Here is a 25,916-nt window from a genome sequence, read left to right on the forward strand (position 1 = left end):
ATGCCTGATGTAACCAAATTGGTGACACGCCCGGTGATGGTGGGTTGCCCGATCGAGAGAGTTTCGCCGTGAACGCCACCGCTGGAAATCTTGAAAGCCTGGAAGCTTCGCTGCTCGCCGACATAGCGTCGGCTGCTGACGAGGCCGCGATAGAAGCCGTGCGCGTGGCAGCCCTTGGCAAGAAGGGGTCGATCTCGGAAATGCTGAAGACGCTCGGCTCGATGAGCGCTGAGGAGCGCCAGGTCAAAGGCCCCGCCATCAACGGCCTCAAGAACCGCGTCACCGATGCGCTCACCGCGCGCAAGGCGGAACTCAGGGATGTTGCCATCACTGCCCGCCTCGCCGCGGAGAAGGTCGACGTGACGCTGCCGGTGCGGCAGTCGCCGGCCGAGCGCGGCCGCATTCATCCGATCAGCCAGGTCATCGACGAGATCGCGGCGATCTTCGGCGATCTCGGCTTCGCCATCGCCGAAGGGCCCGACATCGAGACCGACTATTACAATTTCACCGCGCTGAATTTCCCGGAAGGCCATCCGGCGCGCGAGATGCATGACACCTTCTTCTTCCAGCCGGACGAGAAGGGCGAGCGCAAGCTTCTGCGCACCCACACCTCGCCGGTGCAGATCCGCACCATGGAGAAGCAGAAGCCGCCGATCCGCATCGTCATTCCGGGCAAGACCTACCGGCAGGATTCCGACGCCACCCACTCACCGATGTTCCATCAGGTCGAAGGGCTGGTGATCGACAAATCGGCCAACGTCGCCAACATGAAGTGGGTGCTGGAAGAGTTCTGCAAGGCCTTTTTCGAGGTGCCGTCGGTCAAGATGCGCTTCCGGCCGTCCTTCTTCCCGTTCACCGAGCCAAGCCTCGAGGTCGATATCCAGTGCGACCGCTCGCGGCCAGGCGAGGTGCGCTTCGGCGAAGGCTCGGACTGGATGGAGATCCTTGGCTGCGGCATGGTGCACCCCAACGTTCTGCGCGCTGGCGGGCTCGATCCCGATGAATATCAGGGCTTTGCCTGGGGCATGGGCATCGACCGCATCGCCATGCTGAAATACGGCATGCCGGACCTGCGCGCCTTCTTCGACGCCGATGTGCGCTGGCTGTCGCATTACGGCTTCCGGCCGCTCGACATGCCGACGCTGTTCGGAGGCCTGAGCGCATGACAGCGCCCCACGCCGGCGGCTGCCGCTGCGGCGCCGTGCGGTTCGAGGCGTCAGTCGAACCGCACCACGTCAGTTATTGTCATTGCGGCGATTGCCGGCGGGCGACCGGCGCGCCGGTGTCGGCCTTTGTCGGCTTCCCTGCCGGCCAGGTCGCGTTCACCGGCAAGGCGCTGAAGATGTTCGAGAACGGGCCGGTGACGCGCTCGTTCTGCGGCGTCTGCGGCTCACCCATCGCCTATGTCGACGAGCGGCTGGAGGACGACATCTATTTCATGCTCGGCGCCATGGACATTCCGGCCGATTTCAAGCCGACGCTGCATGCCTATCTCAGCGAGCAGCTTCCCTTCCTGCACATGTCCGACGACCTGCCGAGACATCTGAAAACAAGCGTCAAAAGACCAGACGGAACAGCATCATGAAATTCACCCTCTCCTGGCTCAAGGATCATCTCGAGACCGACGCCTCGCTCGGCGAGATCGTCGAGCGGCTGACCTCGATCGGCCTCGAGGTCGAGCATGTCGACGACAAGGCGAGCCTGAAGCCCTTCGTCATCGCCAGGGTGCTGACGGCGGTGCAGCATCCCGACGCCGACCGGCTGCGGGTGCTGACCGTCGACACCGGCGACGGCAAGCCGCCGGTGCAGGTCGTCTGTGGCGCACCCAATGCGCGGGCGGGCATGATCGGCGCCTTCGCCGCGCCCGGCACTTATGTGCCCGGCATCGATGTGACGCTGACGGTTGGCAAGATCAGGGGCGTCGAAAGCCACGGCATGATGTGTTCCGAGCGCGAGCTGGAACTTTCCGACGAGCACAACGGCATCATCGACCTGCCCGAAGATGCGCCGGTCGGCACCAGCTTCGCCGCTTACGCGCATCTCGACGATCCGGTCATCGAGATCAATCTGACGCCAAACCGGCCTGATGCCACCAGCGTTTACGGCATCGCCCGGGATCTCGCGGCGAGCGGTCTCGGCCGCCTCGTCGGCGGCGCGATCATGCCGCATGTCGGCAATGGAATGTGCCCCGTCAAGGTGACGATCGAAGCGCCGGAACTCTGCCCCGGCTTCGCGCTCAATCTGGTCAGCGGCGTCAAGAACGGCCCGTCCCCGAAATGGCTCCAGCAGCGGCTGATCGCCATTGGGTTGAGGCCCATCAGCGCGCTGGTCGATATCACCAACTACGTCACCTTCGATCGTGGCAGGCCGCTGCATGTCTTCGATGCCGGCAAGGTCGCCGGCAACCTCGTCGTGCGCCGCGCCAGGGATCGCGAAAAGGTACTGGCGCTCGACGGCCGCGAATACACGTTGACGCCGGAGATGTGCGTCATCGCCGATGACAATGGCGTGGAATCGATCGCCGGCATCATGGGCGGCGAGCGTTCCGGCTGCGACGAGAACACGACCGACGTGCTGATCGAATCCGCACTCTGGGACCCGATCACCACGGCCCGCACCGGGCGCGCGCTCGGCATCATCACCGATGCCCGCTATCGTTTCGAGCGCGGGGTCGACCCCGAATTCATGGTGCCGGGCGTTGAGCTTGCGACCCGGCTGGTGCTTGATTTCTGTGGCGGCACGCCGACGGAAATCGAGGTGGCCGGCTATGCCGGCCATCAGCCCAAGATCGTCTCCTTCCCGCTCTCGGAAGTGAAGCGGCTGACCGGCATAGAAGTGCCGAAGGCGGAAAGCCTCGATATTCTCACGCGCCTCGGCTTCAAGCCTGAGGGCTCGGGCGATGTCGTCAATATCGCCGTGCCGTCCTGGCGCCCCGATGTCGACGGCAAGGCCGACCTTGTCGAAGAGGTGATGCGCATCCACGGCGTCGACAACATTGCTTCGCAGCCGCTCGGCGCGCATGACGTGGTCAACGGCAAGATCCTGACGACGCTGCAGATCCGCACCCGCGCGGCCAAGCGGGCGCTGGCCGTGCGCGGCATGATGGAGGCGGTCACCTGGTCGTTCATCCCCGCCAGGCACGCCGAACTGTTCGGCGGCGGGCAGGCTTCGCTCAAGCTCGCCAACCCGATCGCCGCCGACATGTCCGACATGCGGCCCTCGCTGCTGCCCGGCCTGATCGCAGCCGCCCAGCGCAACGCCGACAAGGGCATTGGCGACGTGGCGTTGTTCGAGGTCTCCGGCACCTATGAGGGCGACGGCGCCGACCAGCAACGGCGCGTCGCCGCCGGCGTGCGGCGCGGCACCGCCAAGCTCGACGGTTCCGGCCGCAACTGGGCTGGCAATTCCGGTCCGGTCGGCGTGTTCGACGCCAAGGCTGATGCCATCGCCGCACTCGAAGCCTGCGGCGCGCCGGTCGAGCGGCTGCAGATCGAGGCCGGCGGCCCGTCCTGGTACCATCCTGGTCGTTCCGGAACGATCAAGCTCGGACCGAAGACGGTGCTCGGCACGTTCGGTGAATTTCATCCAAAAACGCTGGAAGGGCTCGACGTCTCCGGCCCGCTCTGCGGCTTCGAAGTGTATGTCGATGCCGTGCCCGAGCCCAAGGCAAAGCCGACGAAAACCAAGCCCAGGCTGGATCTCTCCGCCTTCCAGGCGGTGAAGCGCGACTTCGCTTTCGTCGTCGACAAGGCGGTCGAGGCCGGCACGCTGGTACGCGCGGCGCTCGCCGCAGATAAGAAGCTGGTCACCGGCGTCTCGGTCTTTGATGTTTTCGAAGGCGCGGCGCTCGGCGAGGGCAAGAAGTCCATCGCCATCGAAGTGTCGATCCAGCCGGTCGAGAAGACGCTGACCGACGAGGATTTCGAGGCGTTGGCCAGGCGCATCGTCGAGAATGTCGGCAAGCAGACTGGAGGCGTGCTCAGGGCATAGCCTCTTTCCGGGATTGCGGGAGCACGGCGAATCGCCCTCCAAAGGGCGATGGACCATTTGCACTATTCCGGGCTCCCGTTCGAAGCACAACGCGCTGCGTTTCTCGACATCCTGCTGTCGGATGCGCTCGTGCGCCAGGCGCTGGTATGTGCCCGCACGCTCGATCTTCCGGACTGGCTGGTGGTCTCCGGCGTGCTCTATAACTCGGTCTGGAACCATCTGACGGGGAAGCCGTCGGGTTATGGCATCAAGGATGTCGACCTGTTCTATTTCGACGATAGCGACCTGTCCTACGAGGCCGAGGACGCCGTCATCCGCCGGGCGGCGAAGCATTTCCAGGGGCTGCCCCTGCCGGTCGAGGTGCGCAACCAAGCGCGGGTGCATTTGTGGTACCCGCAGAAGTTCGGGCGGCCCTGTCCGCGCTACACGAGTTCGAGCGAGTCGGTCCGGTTTTTTGCGTCGAAGACACATGCGGTCGGGGTGCGATACGACGCGGATTGTCAACTGGAACTGCTGGCGCCGTTCGGTCTCGACGACGTCTTCTCATTCCGCGTCACGCCGAACCGGGCGATGGACAATCAGCGGACGCATGAGGCGAAGGGCCAGCGGGCGCGGGATTACTGGCCGGAGATTACGGTCGTGCCATGGTAGGAAATGTCCGGCAGGACAGAGGGGGGTGCCTCGCGCGCACATCCGTGATCTTCTGTATCGCGCATCGCCACCCCACCCCTGTCTTCGCTTCGCTGCGACAGCGAGCCGACCTCCGCACAGGGGGGAGGGTGAAAGCTCACCCATTCACCAGCGCCAGCAGCTCCTCTGTGTAGCGCTTGCCCATGACCTTATCAGGCGACAGTGCATCGCCGATGGTCTGTACCTCTGCGGCACTCAGCTCGATATCAGCCGCCGCCGTGTTCTGCTCGAGATGGCGGATTTTTCGGGCGCCCGGGATGGGGACAATGAAATCGCCCTGGTGCAGTACCCAGGCGAGCGCCAGCTGTGCCGAGGTCACTCCCTTTTCGGTCGCCAGTTTTTCCAGCGTGGCCACGACTTTGGCATTGGCTTCCATGGCGTCGGCCTGGAAGCGCGGCAAGGTGCGGCGCCAGTCGTCGTCATCAAGCGTTTCGGGCTTGGCGATCGTGCCGGTCAAGAGGCCACGGCCGAGCGGGCTATAGGGAACGAAACCGATGCCGAGTTCGCGGCAGACGGCGAACACCTCGTCTTCCGGGTCACGGCTCCAGAGCGAATATTCGCTCTGGACGGCCGCGATCGGATGCACGGCATGCGCCCGGCGGATGGTGGCGGCACTCGCTTCCGAAAGGCCGAGCGCGCGCACCTTGCCCTCGCGCACCAGCTCGGCCATGGCGCCGACCGTGTCCTCGATCGGCACGTTCGGGTCGACGCGGTGCTGGTAATAGAGATCGATCACGTCGGTGCCCAGCCGCTTCAGTGACGCCTCTGCGACGGCCTTGACGTGTTCGGGGCGGCTGTCGACGCCCGCCATGCGGTCGGTGCCGGTGCCTTCCTCCAGGATTTTGAAGCCGAACTTGGTTGCGATCGTCACCTGATCGCGCACCGGCTTCAGCGCCTTGCCGAGCAGGATCTCGTTCTCGTAGGGCCCGTAGACCTCCGCCGTGTCGAAGAAATTGACGCCGATCTCGACGGCGCGGCGCAATGTGGCGATCGCCTCGGCTTCTGGCTGGCCCCCATAGCCAAAGCTCATGCCCATGCAGCCGAGGCCGACCGGAAAAACTTCCAATTCAGTACCGAGTTTGCGGGTTTTCATCACGCGTCTCCTTGTTGCGATACTCAGGAGATAGCGCCTTGCCTTATGTTCGATAATCGGCTCATCTGTGCACGGGGCGTTCTCGAAAATAGATCAATGAACCGGGCACATCTTTCACAGCTTGCGGTGCTGGCAACTGTTGCCCAATGCGGCAGCTTTCGCGGCGCGGCCAGGGAACTGGCGATCGCCCCGTCGGCGGTCAGCCATGCCGTGTCCAGCCTTGAGGCGCGGCTTGGCGTGCGGCTGTTGGCACGCAGCACCCGCAGCGTTGCCCCGACCGAAGAGGGCGCGCGGTTGCTGGAACGATTGCGGCCGGCGCTGTCGGAGATCGACCTGGCACTGGAGGCGGCGGTCGAGGCGCGCGACCGGCCGGCCGGCAATCTGCGGGTGAGCGTGCCGCGCACGGCAGCCCATCTGGTGCTGAACCCGCGGCTCGGCGCCTTTGCCGCGGCTTATCCCGATATCGTGCTGGAGATCGTTATCGAGGACCGCTTCACGGACGTGGTGGAAGGCGGTTTCGATGCAGGCGTGCGGCTTGGCGAAAGCCTGCAACGCGACATGATCGCGGTGCGCATCGGGCCCGATATACGCGGCGCCGTGGTGGGCGCGCCCTCCTATTTCGACACCATGCCCAGGCCTCGCCATCCGCGTGACCTGTCCGATCATCGCTGCATCCGCTTCCGCTTCTCCAGCGGCATTCTCTACCGCTGGGAATTCGCCAAGGATGGCGAGGAGATCGAGATTGCCGCGCAAGGACCATTGATTCTCGACGAAGACCATCTGATCGCTCAGGCGGCGGTCGACGGGGCCGGGCTTGCCTTCGTCTTCGAGGATTATGTCCGCGAGCCGCTCCGCGATGGCCGGCTGGTTCGCGTGCTGGAGGATTGGTGTCCGTCCTTCGAGGGTTTCTTCGTCTACTATCCGAGTCGCCGCCAGATGCGGCCTGCGCTCAGGGCCTTCATCGATTTCTTCAGGGTGAGCGGATAGGCTGCCCTCTCCCTTGTGGGAGGGTGGAAGAAAGCCGACGCGACATTCGTTCGCCTTCCATGCGAGCTTCGATCATAAATACCCCGACCCGCTACGGTTGGGCGGCAATCCTGCTTCATTGGCTGATCGGCCTTGCCTTCATCGGCCAGTTCGCGCTCGGTTTCGCGATGGTCCGCATCAGCAGCCAGCGCACGGCTTTCGAGCTCATCCAGCTGCACAAATCGCTGGGCTTCCTGCTGCTCGGCCTGATCATCCTGCGCATCGCCTGGCGGCTCGGCAATGCCGCGCCGGCCTTGCCATCCTCGGTCGGATCCCTGGAGCGCCTGGCGGCGCCGCTCGCTCACCTGGCGCTCTATGCCTTCCAGATCGCTTTGCCTCTGTCCGGCTGGGCGCTGGTTTCGGTCTCGACGCTGGAAATTCCAAGCATGCCGTTCAACCTGTTCGTGATGCCCAACCTGCCGCTCGCGGAATCCGATGCCGCCGAGAGTTTTTGGGCGGCAGCGCACTGGTACCTTGCCTATGCCGGCGCAGCACTTGTGGCGCTGCATGTCACGGCGGCACTGCGCCATCATTTCCGACTGAGGGACAATGTGCTTACACGCATCGTCACGCCTTCCTCAGGCGGGGAATAGAACGGGGTTCGGCCTCGTTTGTAAGCGAGGACGCGAAGAGCGTTGCCTCCGAAGAAGGAAATAATCTCATGTATGCGCGACTCCTCGGATCGGCGGCCCTTGCCGCTTGCCTTGCCGTGCCTGTCTGGGCAGCAGTTGTCCTCGATGATGCCGCCGGCAGTTACACGATCAGCCAGGCTGACTCCTCGATCCGCTTCACCATCGGCAAGGCCGGCGGCGGCGGTTTCGATGGTGCGTTTGCTCACTTCAAGGGCACGATCCGCATCGACAATGACGACGTCAGCCGCTCGAAGGTCAACCTTACCATTTTTCCCGAAAGCGTCGGCACCGGCCAGGGCCGCATCGACGCTTTCCTGCGTTCAGACGCCGTGTTCGATGCGGCCAACAGCCCCGAAATCCAGTTCCGCTCGACCAGCGTGACCCGCACCGGCGATACGACGGCGCTTGTCACCGGCCGGCTGACGGCGCGCGGCAAGACGTTTGCGGAAAAGTTCACCGCCGAGCTCGATGGCCTGAAGTCCGGCACGATCGGGTTCCACGTCACCGGCAAGGTGCTGCGGTCGCGCTACGGAATGGATGTCGGCACGCCGATCTATTCCAACGTCGTCGGTTTCGACATGAGGCTGACGGGGAAGAGGGGTTGAGCCATCGCTCCCCGCTCGTGGGGCGAGGAACTTGGCCCCCGCATTGGCTTTTGCCCCGATTTCAGGCAAACCTCCTCGCCTGTAATCGAGAGGAGAAGCCTGATGTTCCGATGGGGTGTGTTATCGACGGCCAAGATCGGTCGCGAGCAGCTTTTGCCTGCGATCGTGGAGGCGGAAAATGGCGTGCTGTCGGCAATCGCCAGCCGCGATCAGTCGAAGGCCCGTGCGCTGGCCGATCGCTTCGGCGCGCCGCATGCTTTCGGTTCCTATGAGGAGTTGCTCGCCTCGAACGAGGTCGACGGCGTCTATATCCCGCTGCCGACATCGCAGCATGTCGAATGGACGGCCAAGGCCATTCAGGCGGGAAAACATGTGCTGGTCGAAAAGCCGTTGGCGCTCGACGCCAAGGACATTCCGCCGCTGATCAAGCTGCGCGATGCCAGCAAGGTGTTGGTCTGCGAAGCCTTCATGGTCGTCTACCATCCGCAATGGATCAAGGTGCGCGACCTCATCGCCAGCGGCGTCATCGGCCGGCTGCGCCATGTGCAGGGCGCGTTCTCCTATTACAATGTCGATCCCAACAACATGCGCAACCAGCTCGACCTTGGCGGCGGCGCGCTGCCCGACATCGGCGTCTACCCGACCGTGTCGACGCGCTTTTCCACCGGCAAGGAGCCGCTGCGCGTGCAGGCGACGATCGAGCGCGACAAAAAATTCGGCACCGACATCTATTCCTCGATCCGCGCCGATTTCGGCGACTTCGAACTGTCCTTCTATCTCTCGACCCAGATGGCCGCGCGCCAGGTGATGGTGTTCCATGGCGAGAACGGGTTCATCGAGGTGTTTTCGCCGTTCAATGCCGGGCTCTACGATCACCACCGCGTCGAGTTGCACAACCAGAACCACACGGAGGCGCAGGTGTTCCGCTTTCCCGGTACGCAGCAGTACCGGCTCGAGGTCGAGACCTTCGCGCGGGCGGCCCAGGGCGGCAAGGAGCGCGTCTTCACGCTGGAGGAATCCGTGCTCAACCAGAAGGTCATCGACGCCATCTTCCGCGCCGGCGGCAAGGATGGCTGGGAGGCGGTCTGACCATCATTGATATATTCCGGTTCGAGATTCATACGGTAGCCAGCTAACGGGAGGGGAAATTGGCTGACGACGCGGATGTCATCATTGTCGGCGCCGGCCTTGCCGGGCTGGTCGCCGCCGCCGAACTGGCCGAGGCCGGCAAGAAGATCGTCATCGTCGACCAGGAACCGGAGCAGTCGCTGGGCGGCCAGGCCTTCTGGTCGTTCGGCGGTCTGTTCCTCGTCGATTCGCCCGAGCAGCGGCGCATGCGCATCCGCGATTCGCACGAGCTGGCGCTCGAGGACTGGCTGGGCACCGCCGCTTTCGACCGGCCGGAGGATCACTGGCCGCGCAAATGGGCCGAGGCCTATGTCGGCTTCGCCGCCGGCGAGAAGCGCTCCTGGCTGCTGGAGCGCGGGATGAAATTCTTTCCCGTGGTCGGATGGGCCGAGCGCGGCGGCGGCAATGCCATTGGCCATGGCAATTCCGTGCCCCGCTTTCACATCACCTGGGGCACCGGTCCCGGCGTGCTCGAGCCCTTCGTGCTGCGCGTCCGCGAAGCCGAGAAGAAGGGACTGATCCGCTTCAAGTTCCGCCACCGCGTCAACGAATTGATCCGCACCGGCACGAGGATCGACGGGGTGCGCGGCGACATCCTGCAACCAAGCACCGTCGAGCGCGGCCACAAGAGTTCGCGTGAGATATCAGGTGATTTCGAGGTTCATGCGCAGGCCGTGATCGTCGCCTCCGGCGGCATCGGCGGCAACCACCAGCTGGTCCGGGAAAACTGGCCGAAGCGTCTGGGCGCGGCGCCGAAGTGCATGATCACCGGCGTGCCCGACCATGTCGACGGCCGCATGCTGGCGATCACGGAACAGGCCGGCGGCAGCGTCATCAATCGCGACCGCATGTGGCACTATGTCGAGGGCATCAGGAACTGGGCGCCGATCTGGACCGATCATGCCATCCGCATCCTGCCCGGTCCGTCGTCGCTGTGGCTCGACGCCAGGGGCAAGCGCCTGCCGGTGCCGCTTTACCCCGGTTTCGACACGCTCGGCACGCTCAGCCACATCACGAGCACCGGGTTCGATTATTCCTGGTTCATCCTGACCAAAAAAATCATCCAGAAGGAGTTCGCGCTCTCGGGCTCCGAGCAGAACCCGGACCTGACCGGCAAGAGCTGGCGCCAGGTGCTCGGCCGCGCCACGTCGGGCATTCCGGGCCCGGTCAAGGCGTTCATGGAGAAGGGCGAGGATTTCATCATCGAGGCCGAACTGCCCGATCTGGTGGCGCGCATGAACAAGCTGGCCGGCGGCGAACCGCTGCTCGACGTCGCCCATGTCGAGCGCGAGATCCGCGCCCGTGACCGGCAACTCGACAATCCCTTCTCCAAGGACATGCAGGTCACCGCGCTGCGCGGAGCGCGGGCCTATCTCGGCGACCGGCTGATCCGCACGGCCAGGCCGCACAAGATGCTCGATCCCGCGAACGGCCCGCTGATCGCGGTTCGCCTCAACATCCTGACCCGCAAGACGCTGGGTGGCCTGCAGACCGATCTCGAAAGCCGCGTGCTGGGGAGCGATGGCGAGCCGGTTCAGGGCCTCTATGCGGTCGGCGAAGCCGCCGGTTTCGGCGGCGGCGGCGTGCATGGCTATGCGGCGCTCGAAGGCACGTTCCTGGGCGGCTGTATCTTCTCCGGCCGCAGCGCCGGCCGGGCGGCGGCTCGTTCGGTAGGCTGAGCGCCGAACGGCTTGGCAGTCGCTGGGTTGATCATCGTCTGTCGATTGTCATGCGAGGAGGCCCTCACCAGATCCACTCGCTTTTGCCGAGCGCCGACACCGCCTCGACGATGCGGGTAAAGCTGGCGCGGGCGCGGCCGACCGTGTGCCTCGCCCTGAGATAGCCGTGCACAAGCCCTTTTTCCTCGAACCAAGTGGCTCGCCCGCCGCCCGCCACGATGCGGTCGCGATAGGCCTCGCCGTCCGACGACAGCGGATCGCACTCGGCGGTGATCAGCACGGTCGGCGGCAGGTTGGCGAAATCGGCGTCGGCCAGCGGCTGAAGCGTGATGTCGCCGGTCTGATCCACGCCGCCGGTACGGATGTGCTTGTAGAATTCGAGGTCGCGCGTGGTCAGCATAGGCGCTTCGGCATGCTTCAGATAGGAGCCACGCGAACGGTCGCCGCCGAGCCCGGGATAGATCAGCACCTGCCCGATCGGTTTCTTCGCATGGCCGCGCGTCGCATGGCTGACTGCGGCGCAGAGATTGCCACCGGCGCTGTCGCCGCAGAGCAGGATGGGATGATCGCGGGTGGCTGCCGCCCACTCGAAGGCGTTCATCGCATCGTCAAACGCAGCCGGATGCAGATGCTCCGGCGCCAGCCGGTAGTCGACCGAGACGACGTCATAGCCGGTGCGGCCGCAAAGCTCGGCGCAAACGTCGTCATGGCTGTCGAGCCCGCCAAGGATGAACCCGCCGCCGTGGTAATAGAGCACCGTTGCCACTGCCTGCGGGGCGCTGCGATAGATGCGGATCGGGATATTGCACGCCTGTGCGGCAATAGCGGTGGTTTCCGCTGTCACCCCCTCGGGATAGCCGGCAAAGAACTCCCGGCACATGCGGGCGTAGATCTCGCGCTGCTCGGCAATCGTGTAGTCGATCGTATCCGGCGGGTAATAGGAATTGGTCCGCTCGATGAAGGCCCGGGTCTCGGCATCAATGAGTTTGCTGTAGTCGGTCATGGCCGCGCCGACTGTGAACGGCGAGCCCAGGCACCCCCCTCTGTCCTGCCGGACATCTCCCCCGCAAGGGGGGAGATTGGCAGTTCAATCGACATCGCCCTTATTGCAGCGTTGACGATTGGCGAAAGCGGAAATGACATCCAATCTCCCCCCTTGCGGGGGAGATGGCCGGCAGGCCAGAGGGGGGTGCCTCGCGCCGTCATCTCTGGCATTGCTTTACTTCCCCTTCCACACCGGTTCCCGCTTCTCCGCAAAAGCCCGGAACCCTTCCATATTGTCCTCGGAACCGTACAGCGCATCGACCGTCGGCAACTGCCGGCGCGTCACCCTGTTCATCGCGTCCTGGAAAGTCAGCGCTTCGGCCACCCGCGCGGTTTCCTTGATCGCGGCGAAGACAAGCGGCGGGCCGCTGGCGAGCAGGCGGGCGATCTCCCAGACGCGGTCCTCCAGCTTCTCCTTCGGCAGCACCTCGTTGACCAGGCCCCAGCGATGCGCCTCGGCAACGTCCATCCAGCGGCCAGTGAGCAAAAGGTCCATGGCGACATGATAGGGAATGCGCTTCGGCAGCTTGATGGTCGCGGCGTCGGCAAGCGTGCCGGCGCGGATCTCGGGCAATGCGAAGGAGGAGTGATCGGAGGCGTAGATGAGATCGCAGGACAGCGCCAGCTCGAAGCCGCCCCCCACCGCCATGCCGTTTACGCACGCGATGACAGGCTTGTTCAAGTCGCGCAGTTCCTGCAGCCCGGCAAAGCCGCCGACGCCATAGTCGCCGTCGACGGCGTCGCCGCCGGCGGCGGCCTTCAGGTCCCAGCCGGCGCAGAAGAACTTGTCGCCGGCGGTCTTGACGATGGCGACGCGCAAGCCGGGGTCGTCGCGAAACGCCTTGAAGGTCTCGCCCATCAGCCGAGAGGTCTTCAGGTCGATGGCGTTGGCCTTGGGCCGATCGAGCGTGACCTCGAGGATCGAGCCTTCACGGCGGGTCGAAACGACGTCAGGCATTCTTGTTCTCTCCCAGCACCAAAAGCGCATCGGCGATCCAGGCGCCCTTGCCCTCGCTGCAGACGATCAGCGGATTGATGTCGAGTTCCTCGATCTCGCCGGCATTCGTCTGCACGAAGGCAGCAATGCCCGCGATGGCGTCGATGGCAGCTTGGACGTCGGCCTTCGGCCGACCGCGATAGCCTTCGAGCAGCGGGAACAGTTTGAGACCGCGAAGTGCTGCCTCGATGTCGTCGCGGGTCGCCGGCAGCATCAAGGTGACGCTGTCGCGCAGCAATTCGACCAGCACGCCGCCGGTGCCCAGCGTCATGACAGCGCCGAACATCGGATCGCGGGTGAAGCCGACGATCAGCTCGGCGACGCCGTCGCGCACCATGCGCTCGACATAAAGGCCGGTGCCGAGCGGCAAAAGGTCGTGCGCGGCGGTGCTGACGGATTCGGCGTCCCTGAGGTTGAGCCTGACAGCGCCGACCTCGGATTTGTGGGTGACACCCAGGGCCTTCAGCGCCACCGGGAAGCCGAGCGCCATGGACGAGATCACCGCCTCGACGGCACTGTCGGCGCGCTCGCCCTTGGGCACCGGCAGCCCGGCCTTGATCAGCCGCGCCTTGGCTTGCGCCTCGTCAGGCGTGACATGCTCGCCGCCGGCAGCGCCGGAAGCGGAGGTGTCGACCGGCTGCGCCTGCGGCTCGCGCCAGGCCCAGCCGATGAAGGCGGCCGCCTGGGCGGCATCCATCGCTTCGGAAATGCCGAACAGCGGCACCATGCCCCGCGCCATCAGCTCGGCGGTGTATTCCTCGGGCAGGTTCTCGGGCAGCGACGAGACGATCGCGCCATGCGCCTTGTTGGTCTTGAGCGCCGATTCGAAGGCGCGCAGCGTCGCCCACCAGTCGGTCACCGAGCAGCGGTCCGGGCGCGGGAAGTCGAGCACCAGCATGTTGAGGTCGAAGCCGCCCGACACCATGGCGGTGAAGGTGGCGGTCATCGCCGGCTCGTTGTTCCAGATGAAGGTGTGGTAGTCCAATGGATTGGCGACCGCGACCAGCGGCCCGAGCGTCGACTTGACGTGGGCACGGTGTTCTTCCGTCAGCACCGGGAAGTTGACCCAGCGGCCTTCGGCGCTGTCGGCCATGACCGAAGCCTCGCCGCCCGAACAGCTCATCGATGACAGGCTGTAGCCGGGCAGCGGACCGGTGACATGCAGCAGCTTCAGCGCCTCGATGAAGGCGGGGATGGAATCGACGCGCGCGATGCCGAGCCGTTTCAGGAAGGCCCCGGACGCTGCGTCCGAGCCGGCGAGCGACGCGGTGTGCGAGACGGTCGCTTGCCTGGCCTGTTCGGAGCGGCCGACCTTCATGGCGATGATCGGCTTTTTCAATTCCCTCGCCCGTGCCGCCAGCCGCTCGAAGCCGGCTACCGAATCGAAAGCCTCGATGTGCAGGCCGAGCGAGGTGACGCGCTCGTCCTCGATCAGGCCGAGCGCCATTTCGGAGAGGCCGGTCTGCGCCTGGTTGCCGGCGGTCATCAGGAAGGCGATCGGCAGGCCGCGCTTCTGCATCGTCATGTTGATGGCGATGTTGGACGACTGGGTAATGATGGCCACCCCTTTGCCGCCGTCGGCCAATCTTATGCCGCCATGCTGGTCGGGCCACAAAAGCGCGCCGTCGGCATAGTTGATCAGGCCGTAACAGTTCGGGCCGATGATCGGCATCTCGCCGGCGGCGGCGACGAGTTCGGCCTGCAGGCGCTCGCCATCCGCGTCATAGGCTTCGGTTTCGAGGAAACCGGCGGCAAAGCAGACGGCCCCGCCGGCGCCGCGTTCGGCCAGGGCCTTGATCACGTCGATGGTCAGGTGTCGGTTGACGCCGACAAAGGCGGCGTCCGGCGCGCCGGGCAGATCGGCGATCGAACGATAGGCCTTGCGGCCGGCGACCTCTTCCTTGCTCGGGTGCACCGGCCAGATCTCGCCGGCAAAGCCCATCTTGATCGACTGTGCCACGACCGCGGCGGCCTGCGCGCCGCCGAACACGGCGATCGATTTAGGGCGCAGAAGGCGTTCAAGTTTGTGCATGGATCAGGCCCCGAACGGGCGCAGCAGCGCCCGCGAAATGATGTGGCGCTGGATTTCCGACGTGCCTTCCCAGATGCGCTCGACGCGCGCATCGCGCCAGATGCGCTCCAGCGGCAGGTCGTCCATCAGCCCCATGCCGCCATGGATCTGGATCGCCTCATCGGCGACGAAGGCGAGCATTTCGGTGGCCTTCAGCTTGGCCATGGCCATGTCCTGGTCGGTGACGGTGCCCTGATCGTACTTCCAGCCGGCTTCGAACACCATCAGGTCGGCGGCCTTGAGCTCCGTCGCCATGTCGGCGAGCTTGAACGACACGCCTTGAAACTTGCCGATCTGCTGGCCGAACTGCTGCCGCTGCGCGGCGTACTCGACCGCGTGACCGAGCGCGCGTTCCGCGCGGCCGAGACAGGTGGCGCCGACCTGCAGGCGGGTGGCGCCGAGCCAGGAATTGGCAACGTCGAAACCCTTGTGGACTTCACCCAACACCTGGCTTGCCGGAAGGCGGCAATCGTCGAATTCGAGGATGGCGTTGGTGTAACCGCGATGCGAGACGTTGCGATAGCCCTCGCGCACAGTGAAACCCTTGGTGCCCTTGTCGACGAAGAAGGCGGTGATCTTCTTGCGTTTGCCGCGCGGCGAATCCTCTTCGCCCGAGGCCATGAAGACGATGGCAAAGTCGGCGAGGTCGGCGTGGGAGATAAAGTGCTTGGTGCCGTTCAATACCCAGTCGTCGCCGTCCTGCACGGCGGTCGCCTTCATGCCGCGCAGATCGGAGCCGGCGCCCGGCTCGGTCATCGCCAAGCAATCCCATTTCTCGCCACGGATGCACGGGAACAGATATTTTTCGCGCTGCTCCGGCGTGCCGGCCAAAAGGATGTTGGAGGGGCGCGCGACGCAGGTCCAGTGCAGCGCGTAGTTGGCGCGGCCGAGTTCCTTCTCGTAGAGCAGCCAGGTCACCGTATCGAGCCCCGCGCCGCCGACATCGGCCGGCATGTTGGCGGCATAGAGACCGGCTTCGATCGCCTTGGCCTTTAGCTCCTCGATCAGTTCGCGGCGCAGCACGCCGGTGCGCTCGACCTCGCGCTCATGGGGGTAAAGCTCATTCTCGACGAAGGCGCGCGTCGTCTCGACAATGAGCTTCTGTTCCTCTGACAGACCGAAATCCATGGTCTCAGCCTTTCTTCTTTTTCTTCGGTTTTTCGGCTTTCTTCACCGGCTTCGATGCCTTCGCCTTCTCGGCCGCCTTGGAGGCGGCCGGCTTTTTCGCCGCCAGCTTGGCCAACTGCTTCGTATAGTCCCTGTGCAGGGCGCCGGCTCCCCAGCCCTTGCCCTTGTTCTGCTTCGAGAGCGCATCCATGATGGCGACCAGATTGTCGTCGCGGATCTTTTCCAGTTCGCGGATCGACAGGCCATGCGCCTGGTCGTCCGACTGCGTGGCGATCAGGTCGACCAGTTCGTCGTTGAACTCCGGTACGTCCATCAGCTTGGTCCACGGCCATTTCAGGCAGGGGCCGAACTGCGCCATGAAGTGGCGCATGCCGGCTTCGCCGCCGGCGACGCGATAGACCTGGAACATGCCCATCTGTGCCCAGCGCAGGCCGAAGCCATAGCGCATGATGTCGTCCAGTTCCTCGACGGTGCAGATGCCGTCCTTGATCAGCCACAGCGCCTCGCGCCAGGCGGCTTCCAGCAGGCGGTCGCCGACGAAGGCTTCAATCTCCTTGCGGATGACGACAGGCTTCATGCCGATCGAGGCATAGATCTCCTTGGCGACCTCGACCGCCTCGGGGAATGTCTGGTCGCCGCCGACGATTTCCACCAGCGGCAGGAGATAGACCGGGTTGAACGGGTGACCGACGACAAGCCGCTCCGGGTGTTTTTTCATCGCCACCTGCATGTCGGTCGGCTTGATGCCTGATGTGGACGAGCCGACGATGGCGTTGGCCGGCGCGTGAGTGTCGATCTCGGACAGGACCTTATGCTTGAGGTCGAGCCGTTCCGGCACGCTCTCCTGGATGAAATCGGCATCGGCCACCGCCTCGGCGATGGTCTTGGCGAAGGTCAGCCTGCCTTCTTTCGGCAGGCCGCCCGGAACCATCTGCTTGTAGGCGCGGCGCGCGCCCTTCATCACTTCTGAGACCTTGCGCGAGGCCTCGGGATCGGGATCGAAGATCGACACGTCGATGCCATTCAAGAGCAGGCGCGCCACCCAGCCTGCGCCGATGACACCGCCGCCGATGGCGGCCGCCTTGTTGATGATGCTCATGGTCAGGCTCCGGTTCTTGTCTTGGCTGTTTCGGGATCGGTGAGCGGCACGCGCTCGCCGGCGCGGATAATGGCGGGGTCGTAGGCCCTGCGGGCAAAGACTTCGAGCGCGAATGGCCTGAAGAACTCGATCGGCAGCGTCTCGTAGTCGGGGTCGAAGCTCGACTGGTCCCAGCGCTCGCAGAACTGGTCGCAATCGTCGAAATAGGCATGACCGGCGAAGCGGTCGCGCGCATGGCGGTTGCCGCCAAGATGATGGGCATAGTAGAGGCGCTGGAAATCGCCGTGCTTCTCCACCACCCAGGTGCATTGTTCGCGCACGAAAGGCTTCAGGATCGACGCGGCGTATTCGTCGTGGTTGTAGGGTGCGTAGATGTCGCCGATGTCGTGCAGCAACGCGCAGGCGATCCAGTCGGTGTCGGCGCCGTCGCGCCAGGCGCGTGTTGCCGCCTGCAGCGAATGGCCGAGCCGGGTGATCTTGTAGCCGGAAAGGCCCTCGTCGAGTTGAACCAGGGCTTCCAGCAACCGATCACCGGTTTTGGCGGCATAATCGATTTCATGGGCGATCAGGAATTCGTAGTCGTCCTTGTCGCCATCCTTCATTGCGGTGAATTTGACGGTGGCCATCTGAAGCTCCCCTCTCTATGCCGCAATCGGCGGCCGCTTGGTGAGGTTGAGCTTCCTGCGCACTTCCTCCGGCCCCAGAATCCTGGCGCCGAGATTGGTGACGATGCTGGCGGCACGTTCGACCAGCTGCGCGTTGGTGGCAAGCACGCCCTTGTCGAGCCAGAGATTGTCTTCGAGACCGACGCGGACATTGCCGCCGGCCAGCACTGCGGCGGCGGCATAGGCCATCTGGTTGCGGCCGATCGAAAAGGCCGACCAGCTCCAGGTCGACGGCACGTTGTTGACCATGGCCATGAAGGTGTTGAGGTCGTCAGGCGCCCCCCATGGCACGCCCATGCAAAGCTGCACAAGCGCATCCGGCTTCAGAACCTGTTCCTCGACCAACTGCTTGGCGAACCACAGATGGCCTGTGTCGAAGGCCTCGATCTCCGGCTTGACGCCGAGCGCGGTCATCATGCCGCCCATGGCACGCAGCATGCCGGGCGTGTTGGTCATGACATAGTCGGCCTCGGCGAAGTTCATGGTGCCGCAGTCGAGCGTGCAGATCTCCGGCAGGCACTGGCGCACATGCTCCATGCGGTTGGTGGCGCCGCCCATGTCGGTGCCCTTTTCATTCAGCGGCAGCGGCGCTTCGGGCGAGCCGAACACCATGTCGCCACCCATACCGGCGGTGAGGTTCAGCACCACGTCGACGTCTGCCTCGCGGATGCGCTCGGTCACCTCGCGGTAGAGATGAACGTCGCGCCTGGGCTTGCCGGTCTCGGGATCGCGCACATGGCAATGCACGATCGCCGCCCCCGCCTTGGCCGCGTCGATGGCCGAATCAGCGATCTCTTTGGGCGAGCGCGGCACATGCGGGCTGCGGTCCTGCGTGCCGCCGGACCCGGTCACGGCACAGGTAATGAAAACCTCACGATTCATCGCAAGCGGCATGGAACTCTCCTCCCAGTCGAAACAGGCGCCAAGCATCGACCGACTTGCCGAAAACTGCTTTGCGTTTTACGAAGCTTCCATGACTAAAGGCGAAAAACTGACGATCTTTCGCGCCGAGCGTCTGCCGCTCAAGGTGACGATGCTGGTGTTTTCCGGCTCGTCCATCATGTGCGTGGCCTCGGCGGTCGACCCGCTGCGCGCCGCCAACCGCATCTCCGGCGAGACATTGTTCGATTTCAAGCTGGTTTCCGTAACCGGCGAGGCGCCGGTCACTACTTGCGGCCTGCCAGTGGCGGTCAGCGGCCGCTTCGACGCGGCCGAACCGACCGACGTTCTTGTCGTCGTCGCCGGTTTCGGCACGCAGAATTATGCGACGTCGGCTCTGCTCTCGGGCCTGCGCCGCGCCGCCCGTTCGGCGCGCGCCTGCGGCGGCGTCGAGGCCGGTACATGGCTGGTCGCGCGGGCCGGCTTGCTCGAAGGCCGCAGCGCCACCACCCACTGGGAAGACATGGAGGATTTCTCGTCGGCCTTTCCGGGCGTCGACGTCCGCCCGGACCGTTACGTCATCGACGGGCCGGTCTTCACCTCCGGTGGCGCCTCGCCCACCTTCGACCTGATGCTGCACCTCGTTCGCACCCGCCTCGGCATGGCCGTGGCGCTCGATGTGGCCAGCGTCTTCATCTACGATCAGGCCCGTGCGGCCACCGACGCTCAGCCCCTGGTCTCGCTTGGCCGGCTAGACGGCTATGATCCGCGCCTGGCGCAAGCCATCCGGCTGATGGAAGCGCATGTGGACCAGCCGTTGACGGTCGCCGCCGTGGCAAAGCGCGCCGGGGTTACGGCACGGACACTGGAGAGCATCTTCCGCAAGTCGATCGGCGAGACGCCCGGCGCCTACTATCTCAGGCTGCGCCTGGGCGCTGCGCGGCGGCTGGTGATCGACACCAGAGTGGCCATGGCCGACATTGCCGGGCGGACCGGATTTTCATCCGCCGCGGCATTTTCGAGGGCGTTTTCAAGAACTTTCGGTGAAGCCCCGGTCAGGCTACGCCGGGGTTGATGTACATGTCGTCCAAAGTGGAAAGCGGTTGATCAGGCAGCGTTCTGCCGGTCGCCGCCACTATCGATCTGCGAGCGCATCTGTCTTGCCAGATGGGTCTCGAAACGGCTGGCAACGGCGCGGTCCCATTCGTTGGAGCGGCGCGCACCATCCTTCGGATGCGGCATTGCCATCAGCCGGTCGATGATCGACCCGGCCTCGCCATTTGAGAGCAGGGCGTCGATTTCACGTTCGTTCTGCATATCGGTTCGCCTCCTTCTTCCTCTCCCGCCACGAGCACCTTCTTATAGGAGATTCGTGACGGCAGTTTGAAGGCAAGAGAGAGGCGATTGAGGGGCGTCAGTGGGCAAAACCTTGTCGTCGATTCCGCACTGGCGCAAAGCCCTTTCACCCGGTCTCGGCGCCACCCTCGTCCGCCCGCCGGCACCTTTTCCGTTCAATGGCGAACAGGGCGGCAGGCAAATAAGCGCGACGCCGGGAACTTCTCCCCGCGAAGCGGCGTGGGTAAGCGGAGCGGCGGCTGAACGAGCCGCCGCCCGCCTTTCATCCCTTACACGTAGCGGTTGACGATGTTTTCCAGCAGTTCCTGGCGGCCGGAGCGCGGCTGCGGTTCGATCTTCTTCTTCACCACGCGCTCGGCGATGTCCTCCAGCGTACGCTTGCCGGCAAGCATCGCTTTGGCCTCGGCGCTGTTCCAGCCCGCGTAGCGCTCGGCGAGCGGAGCCGACAGCGCCTTGTCTTCGACCATCTTGGCGGCCGCTTTCAGGCCGCGCGCGCAGGCATCCATGCCGCCGATATGGCCGATCAGCAGGTCCTGCGAATCTAGCGACTGGCGGCGCAGCTTGGCGTCGAAATTGGTGCCGCCGGTCTTGAAGCCGCCCGCCTGCAGAACCTGGTAGTAGGCCAGTGCCATCTCCGGCACGTTGTTGGGGAACTGGTCGGTGTCCCAGCCCGACTGGTAGTCGTTGCGGTTCATGTCGATCGAGCCGAAGACGCCGAGCGCATTGGCCAACGCCAGCTCGTGCTCGAAGGAATGGCCGGCGAGGATGGCGTGGCCCTGCTCGATGTTGAGCTTGACCTCCTTCTCCAGTCCGAAGCGCTTGAGGAAGCCATAGACGGTCGCGACATCGTAGTCGTACTGGTGTTTTGTGGGTTCCTGCGGCTTCGGCTCGATCAGGATCGTGCCTTTGAAGCCGATTTTGTGCTTGTAGTCGACGACGAGGTTGAGGAAACGGCCGGCCTGCTCCTGCTCGCGGGCAAGGTCGGTGTTGAGCAGCGTCTCATAGCCCTCGCGTCCGCCCCAAAGCACGTAATTCTCGCCCTTCAGCCGCTTGGTGACGTCGATGCAGCTCTTCACCGTCGCCGCCGCATAGGCAAACACATCCGGATCGGGGTTTGTCGCGGCACCCGACATGAAACGGCGGTGCGAGAACAGGTTCGCCGTGCCCCACAAGAGCTTGACGCCAGTCTGCTTCATCTTGGTGGCGAAATAGTCCGCGATCTCGTCGAGGCGCGCGGAACTTTCCGAAAAATCCTTGCCTTCGGGCCGCACGTCGGCATCGTGGAAGCAGAAATAGGGCGCGCCGAGCAGCGAGAACATCTCGAAGGCGACGTCTGCTTTCAGTTTTGCCAGTTCCATCGTGTCGATGCCGCCGGCCTTGGGGAACCACGGCCGATCGAAGGTCTGGCCGCCGAACGGATCGCCGCCCGGCCAGGCGAAGGAATGCCAGTAGGCGACGGCGAAGCGCAGATGGTCTTCCAGCCGCTTGCCGGCCACCAGCTCGTCCGGGTTGTAGAACCGGTAAGCCAGCGGATTGGCCGAATCCGGCCCCTCATATTTGATCTTCTTGATGTCGCCGAAAAAGCCGCTGCTCATGGATTTCCTTCCTCTCCGAAATGGCTCCGCCTGATTACCTCAGGCGTAATTGGTTCCGTTCGTCCGTTGGATGAAAAGGGTCATGTCAAAGCCAACGAAGGAGACAGATCATGACCGATCTCAACAAGATCGCCGAAAGCTACATCACCGCCTGGAACGAGAGCGACGCCGCGCGCCGTCAGGCGCTGCTCAAGGCGACTTTCACCGAAGACGTCAGCTATCGCGATCCCATCATGCAGGGCGACGGCCATGAAGGCGTCGCGGCGCTGATCGACGGCGTGCAGCAGCGCTTTGCCGGCTTCCGCTTCTCGCTGAAAGGCACACCGGACGGGTTTGCCGACAAAATCCGCTTTTCCTGGAACCTCGGCCCGGAGGGCACACCGTCCATCATCGAAGGCACCGATATCGGCGTCATCGAGAACGGCCGCCTGAAGAGCATCACCGGCTTCCTCGACAAGGTGCCGGCGCAGTGAGGCTTCACGGCTAAGGTAGGCGCCAGGCGCACCCCTCTGGCCTGCCGGCCATCTCCCCCTTAAGGGGGGAGATTGGCTGATTGTTATACCTTCGCCAACCTCCGGCCTTGCAAGGCTAGCGTAGCCGCCAAAGCTGCCGATCTTCCCCCTAGAGGGGGAGATGCCCGGCAGGGCAGAGGGGGGCGCGTGGCGCTTGCTCACGCCGTTGCCGCCCTGATCGCCGGATAAAGCCCGCGGTAGCGCTGGTAGGCATCGGCAAATGCACCATCCAAGCCGGCATCCGGTTCGATCGTTGCATCGGTCCTCGGCGCCGTGCAGACATCGAGCGGATCAGCGTCCGTCGCTGCGATCAGGCCGAGCCGGGCGGCGCCGAAGGCGGCGCCGAAGTCGCCGTCGGCGGGAATGTCGACAGGCAACTGAAGCGCGGTGGCGATGGCCTTCAGCCAGTAGCGCGAGCGCGAGCCGCCGCCGATCGCCGTCACACGCATCAAGCTCGTGCCCGCAGTCTTCAACGCCTCGAGGCTGTCGCGAAAGGCGAAGGCCACGCCTTCCAGCACGGCCTGGGTCAGGACGGCGCGGCTCGATTCATGCGCCAGTCCGGTAAAGGAGCCGCGAATGACGGAATCATTGTGTGGCGTGCGCTCGCCCGAGAGATAGGGCAGGAAGGACACGCCGGTCGGCGCCTTCAGCGTATCGCCCAGTTCCGATGTCAACTCGCCTGCGCCCTTGCCGGTAATCTCGGACAGCCAATTGAGCGAATCGGTGGCCGACAGGATGACGCCCATCTGATGCCAGGTGTCAGGCAGCGCATGGCAGAAAGTGTGGACCGCGCTTGCCGGGTTGGGCAGATAGGAGGCATTGGCGGCAAACAGCACGCCTGACGTGCCCAGAGACACGAACGCATGGCCGGCACGGACCGTGCCCATGCCGCAGGCGGAAGCCGCATTGTCGCCGGCGCCGCCGGCAATCGGGATGCCGGCTTCGACCCCCCATTTCGACGCCAGCTCGCCGCGCAGCCCACCGGCCTTCTGCGTACCCTCGACCAGGGATGGCATGTGCTTTTCGTCGAGCGACGTGGCCGCGAGCAGGTCGGCGGACCAGCGCCGCTTCCCAACGTCGAGCCAGGAAGTGCCAGCCGAGTCCGACATTTCCGAAATATGTTCGCCGGTCAGCCACAGCCGCAGGAAATCCTTGGGCAGCAGCACCTTGGCCACTTTGGCGAAAATGGCGGGTTCGTTGTTCTTCACCCAGGCGAGCTTCGGCGCGGTGAAACCGGGAAAGACGATGTTGCCGGTCAGCTCGCGAAACCGCGGATCGGCGTCGAGCGCGGCTGCCTCGGCATGGCTGCGCGTATCGTTCCACAGAATGCAGGGGCGCAGCACCTTGTCAGAGGCATCGAGCAAGGTGGCGCCATGCATCTGACCGGATAGGCCAATGCCTTTCACCGCCGCGAGCTGCCAGGGATGGGAGGCCTTCAGTTCGGCAATCGCGTCTTCGCAGGCGCGTAGCCAGTGGGCTGGATCCTGTTCGGACCAGCCGGGATGTGGCCGCGAAACGTCGAGCGCGCCATGGCCGGAACCGATGACGGTCTGTTCGGCATCGATCAGCAGCGCCTTGACGCCCGACGTGCCAAGGTCGAGGCCGACATACATGTTTTCCTCCCTTGCCATTATTTTTTTCGGAACTCGAAAAAATCTGGCCGAGGCAGTTTTTAAGCCAAGATCCGCCGCGGGTCAATTCTCTGACAATCGGCCGCGCATCACGAAAACAACGCCGACGGCGGGCTGTGTGGCCGCGCCAGCGTACGCGCCGCCACCAACACGCTTTGGAGGGTTGGCGAGACGCACGCCAAGCACCAATTCTGGCTCAATCAAAGCACAGCTCTGTCCGGCCCGTTTTCCAGTTCATCAACCATGACGGGCAGATTAGGCTTTGTAAAACGGAACGAATTGTGTCTTCATTGCGGCGTAGGGTGGGGGCTTGCAATCGCGAATCTTGGAGGGACGCGGTGCGGCGCTTTGAAAACAGGCTTCCGAATGGCGATTCGGAAGACATCGCTAAATTAGTTGTTCTGAAACGGCATATGCCGGTGATGTTTCTTCCTCGAATGCTTGGCGTTTTTGCCGCGACGTCGCTGGCGTTGCTGCCCAATTCCGCCGCCTTCGCCGCATGCCTGCTCGTTCCGACCGCCGGAAACGACACCTTCATCTGCGACAGCGGCGATTCGGGCGGCAGCCTCAACGATCTGAACGGCGACAACACGCTCACCTTTCCCGCCGGCGGCACCGGCCAGGTGAGCGGCAATGTCACCTTCGGCGTTGGTTCGGACCGCATCAACATGCAATCCGGTACCATCACCGGCACGGTCGACCAGGGCGGTGGCGCCGATTTCTTCACCATCGGCGCTGGCACCGTCATCGGCAATGTGCAGCAGGGCTCGGGCATAGACGACTTCAACATAAGCGGCGGCCAGATCGGTTCACTTAACCAGGGTGATGGCCTCGACACCTTCACCATGACGGACGGACGCATCGTCGATTTCTTCGACGACGGCGACCATGCGGTGATGACGGGCGGCCGCATCGGCCGCGTCAACATGAAGCTCGACCAGAACTACTTCAACATGTCCGGCGGCACCATCGACCGCAACCTGGTCACCGGCTTCGACAAGGACACGATCATCCTTTCGGGCGGCACGATCGGCGGCAACATCAGTGTCAGCGGCGGCAATGACAGCGTGACGATTACCGGCGGCACGGTCGGCGGCGACGTGCTGATGAGCTTCGGCGCCGACAGTTTCGTCTGGGACGGCGGCGGCATCATCTATGGCGCCGTCGACCTCGGCGCCGACAACGACACGGCAAAGCTGAGCAACCTGACCAATTCCAATATGGGCGGCGCCGACGCGCTGAATGGTGGCCTCGGCACCGACACGCTGAGTTTCGACAACGTCAAGCTCAAAGGCATCAGCCGGGTGCAGAACTGGGAGAGCATCGACGCCACCAACGACACCGAACTCACGCTGGACGGCAATCTGGTGCTGGGAGACAGCGGCACCGGCACGGGCTCGCTCAGCGTCGATGCGGCAAGCACGCTCTATGGCGGCGGCTTCAACGCGTCGATACAGGCCTTTACGGCGGGCCAGCTTGCGGACGTCGTCAATGCCGGCCGCATCGACCTGACCAATGGCAGTACAGGCGCGACGGATCGGCTGACGATTTCGGGCAATTACACCGGGCTTGGCGGCCTGCTGCTCATCCAGACGGAACTCGGCGATGATTCCTCGGCCTCGGACAGGCTGGTGCTGTCGGGCGGCACGGCTTCCGGCTCGACCGGCATCGGGGTGGTCAATGTCGGCGGCACGGGTGCCGAGACGACGCAGGACGGCATCATGGTCGTCCAGGCGGTCAATGGCGCCACCTCCAGCGCCAGCGCCTTCGCGCTCGACGCGCCGGTCGCGGCGGGCGCCTTCGAATATTATCTGTTCAAGGGTGGCGTCACCGCAGGCAGCGCGGAGAACTGGTATCTGCGCTCGTCGTTGATAACGCCGACATCGCCGGCCGCAGCGCCGCCGGGGATCGGACCGACGGCGGCGCCCGAGCCCGAACCTCCGGCAACCGAGCCGCCGCCGCCGCCTTCCCAACTGCCGCACGTGCCCGTGCCGTCCGAAGGCGACGTCAACAATCCGCCGGTCGATCCGACGCCGCCGGTGCAGGCCGGCGATCCGGAGCTCCAGCCCCCGCCACCCCCGCCGGCGGCACCGGCG

The 25,916-nt window shown here is 64.5% G+C and carries 22 protein-coding genes and 1 pseudogene; 12 read left to right on the forward strand and 11 right to left on the reverse strand.

Going from position 1 to position 25,916, the window contains the following annotated elements; genetic code table 11:
- The first annotated feature begins 68 nt into the window (after nt 1-68).
- The 4 genes from pheS to FJ986_RS28160 are packed head-to-tail and all read left to right on the forward strand — an operon-like array spanning nt 69 to nt 4,641.
- The gene (gene pheS / locus FJ986_RS28145) at nt 69-1,166 is read left to right on the forward strand and encodes a phenylalanine--tRNA ligase subunit alpha (RefSeq protein ID WP_140491135.1); all 1,098 of its coding nucleotides are present in this window, start codon (nt 69-71) and stop codon (nt 1,164-1,166) included.
- Nucleotides 1,163-1,585: a GFA family protein gene (locus FJ986_RS28150; protein WP_140517763.1), complete on the forward strand. Its 423-nt coding sequence runs from the start codon at nt 1,163-1,165 to the stop codon at nt 1,583-1,585. The genes pheS and FJ986_RS28150 overlap by 4 nt, the downstream gene beginning before the upstream one ends.
- Entirely contained in the window at nt 1,582-3,990 is a 2,409-nt protein-coding gene (pheT, locus tag FJ986_RS28155; RefSeq protein ID WP_140676565.1) for a phenylalanine--tRNA ligase subunit beta, read from the forward strand. The genes FJ986_RS28150 and pheT overlap by 4 nt, the downstream gene beginning before the upstream one ends.
- A 48-nt stretch (nt 3,991-4,038) precedes the next feature.
- Nucleotides 4,039-4,641 (forward strand): nucleotidyltransferase family protein, encoded by a 603-nt coding sequence (locus tag FJ986_RS28160; RefSeq protein ID WP_140563503.1) that lies wholly within the window; start codon nt 4,039-4,041, stop codon nt 4,639-4,641.
- Between the two features lie 136 nt (nt 4,642-4,777).
- Here FJ986_RS28160 and FJ986_RS28165 read toward each other — a convergent pair whose 3' ends face one another.
- Nucleotides 4,778-5,773, reverse strand: coding sequence for an aldo/keto reductase (locus FJ986_RS28165; RefSeq protein WP_140676568.1), 996 nt, complete (start codon nt 5,771-5,773; stop codon nt 4,778-4,780).
- 96 nt (nt 5,774-5,869) lie between these two features.
- Between FJ986_RS28165 and FJ986_RS28170 the strand changes: the two genes are divergently transcribed.
- The 5 genes from FJ986_RS28170 (at nt 5,870) to FJ986_RS28190 (ending at nt 10,843) form a co-directional block, all read left to right on the forward strand.
- The gene (locus tag FJ986_RS28170) at nt 5,870-6,760 is read left to right on the forward strand and encodes a LysR family transcriptional regulator (RefSeq protein ID WP_140676571.1); all 891 of its coding nucleotides are present in this window, start codon (nt 5,870-5,872) and stop codon (nt 6,758-6,760) included.
- 59 nt (nt 6,761-6,819) lie between these two features.
- Complete coding sequence (locus tag FJ986_RS28175; protein ID WP_140561806.1) at nt 6,820-7,392, forward strand: cytochrome b; 573 nt, start codon at nt 6,820-6,822, stop codon at nt 7,390-7,392.
- Between the two features lie 68 nt (nt 7,393-7,460).
- Nucleotides 7,461-8,036, forward strand: a complete 576-nt coding sequence (locus FJ986_RS28180; RefSeq protein ID WP_140491123.1) for a YceI family protein — start codon at nt 7,461-7,463, stop codon at nt 8,034-8,036.
- Between the two features lie 102 nt (nt 8,037-8,138).
- Nucleotides 8,139-9,125 (forward strand): Gfo/Idh/MocA family oxidoreductase, encoded by a 987-nt coding sequence (locus FJ986_RS28185; RefSeq protein ID WP_140561808.1) that lies wholly within the window; start codon nt 8,139-8,141, stop codon nt 9,123-9,125.
- A gap of 59 nt (nt 9,126-9,184) precedes the next feature.
- Entirely contained in the window at nt 9,185-10,843 is a 1,659-nt protein-coding gene (locus FJ986_RS28190; protein WP_140491118.1) for an FAD-binding dehydrogenase, read from the forward strand.
- A gap of 64 nt (nt 10,844-10,907) precedes the next feature.
- Here FJ986_RS28190 and FJ986_RS28195 read toward each other — a convergent pair whose 3' ends face one another.
- From FJ986_RS28195 to FJ986_RS28230, 7 genes are all read right to left on the reverse strand, one after another.
- A complete protein-coding gene (locus tag FJ986_RS28195) occupies nt 10,908-11,846 on the reverse strand; it encodes an alpha/beta hydrolase (protein ID WP_140561809.1) in 939 nt (312 codons plus the stop codon).
- 216 nt (nt 11,847-12,062) lie between these two features.
- Nucleotides 12,063-12,845: a carnitinyl-CoA dehydratase gene (locus FJ986_RS28205; protein ID WP_140517770.1), complete on the reverse strand. Its 783-nt coding sequence runs from the start codon at nt 12,843-12,845 to the stop codon at nt 12,063-12,065.
- On the reverse strand, nt 12,838-14,916 hold the full coding sequence (locus tag FJ986_RS28210) for an acetate--CoA ligase family protein (RefSeq protein ID WP_140676574.1): 2,079 nt from the start codon (nt 14,914-14,916) through the stop codon (nt 12,838-12,840). Before FJ986_RS28210 ends, FJ986_RS28205 begins: the two co-directional genes overlap by 8 nt.
- Before the next feature lie 3 nt (nt 14,917-14,919).
- A complete protein-coding gene (locus tag FJ986_RS28215) occupies nt 14,920-16,083 on the reverse strand; it encodes an acyl-CoA dehydrogenase (RefSeq protein ID WP_140662300.1) in 1,164 nt (387 codons plus the stop codon).
- Nucleotides 16,084-16,087: 4 nt separating this feature from the next.
- Nucleotides 16,088-17,182, reverse strand: coding sequence for a carnitine 3-dehydrogenase (locus tag FJ986_RS28220; RefSeq protein ID WP_140676577.1), 1,095 nt, complete (start codon nt 17,180-17,182; stop codon nt 16,088-16,090).
- A 2-nt stretch (nt 17,183-17,184) separates the two neighbouring features.
- On the reverse strand, nt 17,185-17,808 hold the full coding sequence (locus FJ986_RS28225) for an HD domain-containing protein (protein ID WP_140676580.1): 624 nt from the start codon (nt 17,806-17,808) through the stop codon (nt 17,185-17,187).
- 15 nt (nt 17,809-17,823) lie between these two features.
- Nucleotides 17,824-18,741: a 3-keto-5-aminohexanoate cleavage protein gene (locus FJ986_RS28230; protein WP_140491102.1), complete on the reverse strand. Its 918-nt coding sequence runs from the start codon at nt 18,739-18,741 to the stop codon at nt 17,824-17,826.
- Between the two features lie 79 nt (nt 18,742-18,820).
- Here FJ986_RS28230 and FJ986_RS28235 point away from each other — a divergent pair, with 79 nt between their 5' ends.
- Nucleotides 18,821-19,801 (forward strand): GlxA family transcriptional regulator, encoded by a 981-nt coding sequence (locus tag FJ986_RS28235; RefSeq protein WP_140554542.1) that lies wholly within the window; start codon nt 18,821-18,823, stop codon nt 19,799-19,801.
- Between the two features lie 32 nt (nt 19,802-19,833).
- Here the strand turns inward: FJ986_RS28235 and FJ986_RS28240 are convergent, their stop codons facing one another.
- Complete coding sequence (locus FJ986_RS28240; protein WP_140491096.1) at nt 19,834-20,043, reverse strand: hypothetical protein; 210 nt, start codon at nt 20,041-20,043, stop codon at nt 19,834-19,836.
- 308 nt (nt 20,044-20,351) lie between these two features.
- Nucleotides 20,352-21,677, reverse strand: a complete 1,326-nt coding sequence (gene xylA, locus FJ986_RS28245) for a xylose isomerase (RefSeq protein WP_140561821.1) — start codon at nt 21,675-21,677, stop codon at nt 20,352-20,354.
- A gap of 110 nt (nt 21,678-21,787) precedes the next feature.
- Here xylA and FJ986_RS28250 point away from each other — a divergent pair, with 110 nt between their 5' ends.
- Nucleotides 21,788-22,150: a nuclear transport factor 2 family protein gene (locus tag FJ986_RS28250; RefSeq protein WP_140525794.1), complete on the forward strand. Its 363-nt coding sequence runs from the start codon at nt 21,788-21,790 to the stop codon at nt 22,148-22,150.
- A 197-nt stretch (nt 22,151-22,347) separates the two neighbouring features.
- On the opposite strand, the gene xylB is transcribed toward FJ986_RS28250, so the two are convergent.
- A complete protein-coding gene (gene xylB, locus FJ986_RS28260; protein ID WP_140658412.1) occupies nt 22,348-23,802 on the reverse strand; it encodes a xylulokinase in 1,455 nt (484 codons plus the stop codon).
- Between the two features lie 440 nt (nt 23,803-24,242).
- Here xylB and FJ986_RS28265 point away from each other — a divergent pair.
- Nucleotides 24,243-25,916: pseudogene (locus FJ986_RS28265) on the forward strand (autotransporter outer membrane beta-barrel domain-containing protein); the annotation flags it as partial.

Origin of the sequence: Mesorhizobium sp. B1-1-1 (genome assembly GCF_006442955.1) — a bacterium.
Lineage (GTDB): Bacteria > Pseudomonadota > Alphaproteobacteria > Rhizobiales > Rhizobiaceae > Mesorhizobium.

Excerpts from the sequence above, each read along its gene's own strand:
- FJ986_RS28210 (WP_140676574.1), bottom strand. The coding sequence starts at position 14,916 with ATGCACAAACTTGAACGCCTTCTGCGCCCTAAATCGATCGCCGTGTTC.
- FJ986_RS28195 (WP_140561809.1), bottom strand. The coding sequence starts at position 11,846 with ATGACCGACTACAGCAAACTCATTGATGCCGAGACCCGGGCCTTCATC.
- FJ986_RS28175 (WP_140561806.1), top strand. The coding sequence starts at position 6,820 with ATGCGAGCTTCGATCATAAATACCCCGACCCGCTACGGTTGGGCGGCA.
- pheT (WP_140676565.1), top strand. The coding sequence starts at position 1,582 with ATGAAATTCACCCTCTCCTGGCTCAAGGATCATCTCGAGACCGACGCC.
- FJ986_RS28240 (WP_140491096.1), bottom strand. The coding sequence starts at position 20,043 with ATGCAGAACGAACGTGAAATCGACGCCCTGCTCTCAAATGGCGAGGCC.
- FJ986_RS28215 (WP_140662300.1), bottom strand. The coding sequence starts at position 16,083 with ATGGATTTCGGTCTGTCAGAGGAACAGAAGCTCATTGTCGAGACGACG.
- FJ986_RS28150 (WP_140517763.1), top strand. The coding sequence starts at position 1,163 with ATGACAGCGCCCCACGCCGGCGGCTGCCGCTGCGGCGCCGTGCGGTTC.
- FJ986_RS28230 (WP_140491102.1), bottom strand. The coding sequence starts at position 18,741 with ATGCCGCTTGCGATGAATCGTGAGGTTTTCATTACCTGTGCCGTGACC.
- FJ986_RS28180 (WP_140491123.1), top strand. The coding sequence starts at position 7,461 with ATGTATGCGCGACTCCTCGGATCGGCGGCCCTTGCCGCTTGCCTTGCC.
- FJ986_RS28225 (WP_140676580.1), bottom strand. The coding sequence starts at position 17,808 with ATGGCCACCGTCAAATTCACCGCAATGAAGGATGGCGACAAGGACGAC.
- FJ986_RS28165 (WP_140676568.1), bottom strand. The coding sequence starts at position 5,773 with ATGAAAACCCGCAAACTCGGTACTGAATTGGAAGTTTTTCCGGTCGGC.
- FJ986_RS28170 (WP_140676571.1), top strand. The coding sequence starts at position 5,870 with ATGAACCGGGCACATCTTTCACAGCTTGCGGTGCTGGCAACTGTTGCC.
- xylA (WP_140561821.1), bottom strand. The coding sequence starts at position 21,677 with ATGAGCAGCGGCTTTTTCGGCGACATCAAGAAGATCAAATATGAGGGG.
- FJ986_RS28205 (WP_140517770.1), bottom strand. The coding sequence starts at position 12,845 with ATGCCTGACGTCGTTTCGACCCGCCGTGAAGGCTCGATCCTCGAGGTC.
- FJ986_RS28250 (WP_140525794.1), top strand. The coding sequence starts at position 21,788 with ATGACCGATCTCAACAAGATCGCCGAAAGCTACATCACCGCCTGGAAC.
- FJ986_RS28235 (WP_140554542.1), top strand. The coding sequence starts at position 18,821 with ATGACTAAAGGCGAAAAACTGACGATCTTTCGCGCCGAGCGTCTGCCG.
- FJ986_RS28185 (WP_140561808.1), top strand. The coding sequence starts at position 8,139 with ATGTTCCGATGGGGTGTGTTATCGACGGCCAAGATCGGTCGCGAGCAG.
- FJ986_RS28220 (WP_140676577.1), bottom strand. The coding sequence starts at position 17,182 with ATGAGCATCATCAACAAGGCGGCCGCCATCGGCGGCGGTGTCATCGGC.
- xylB (WP_140658412.1), bottom strand. The coding sequence starts at position 23,802 with ATGTATGTCGGCCTCGACCTTGGCACGTCGGGCGTCAAGGCGCTGCTG.
- FJ986_RS28160 (WP_140563503.1), top strand. The coding sequence starts at position 4,039 with ATGGACCATTTGCACTATTCCGGGCTCCCGTTCGAAGCACAACGCGCT.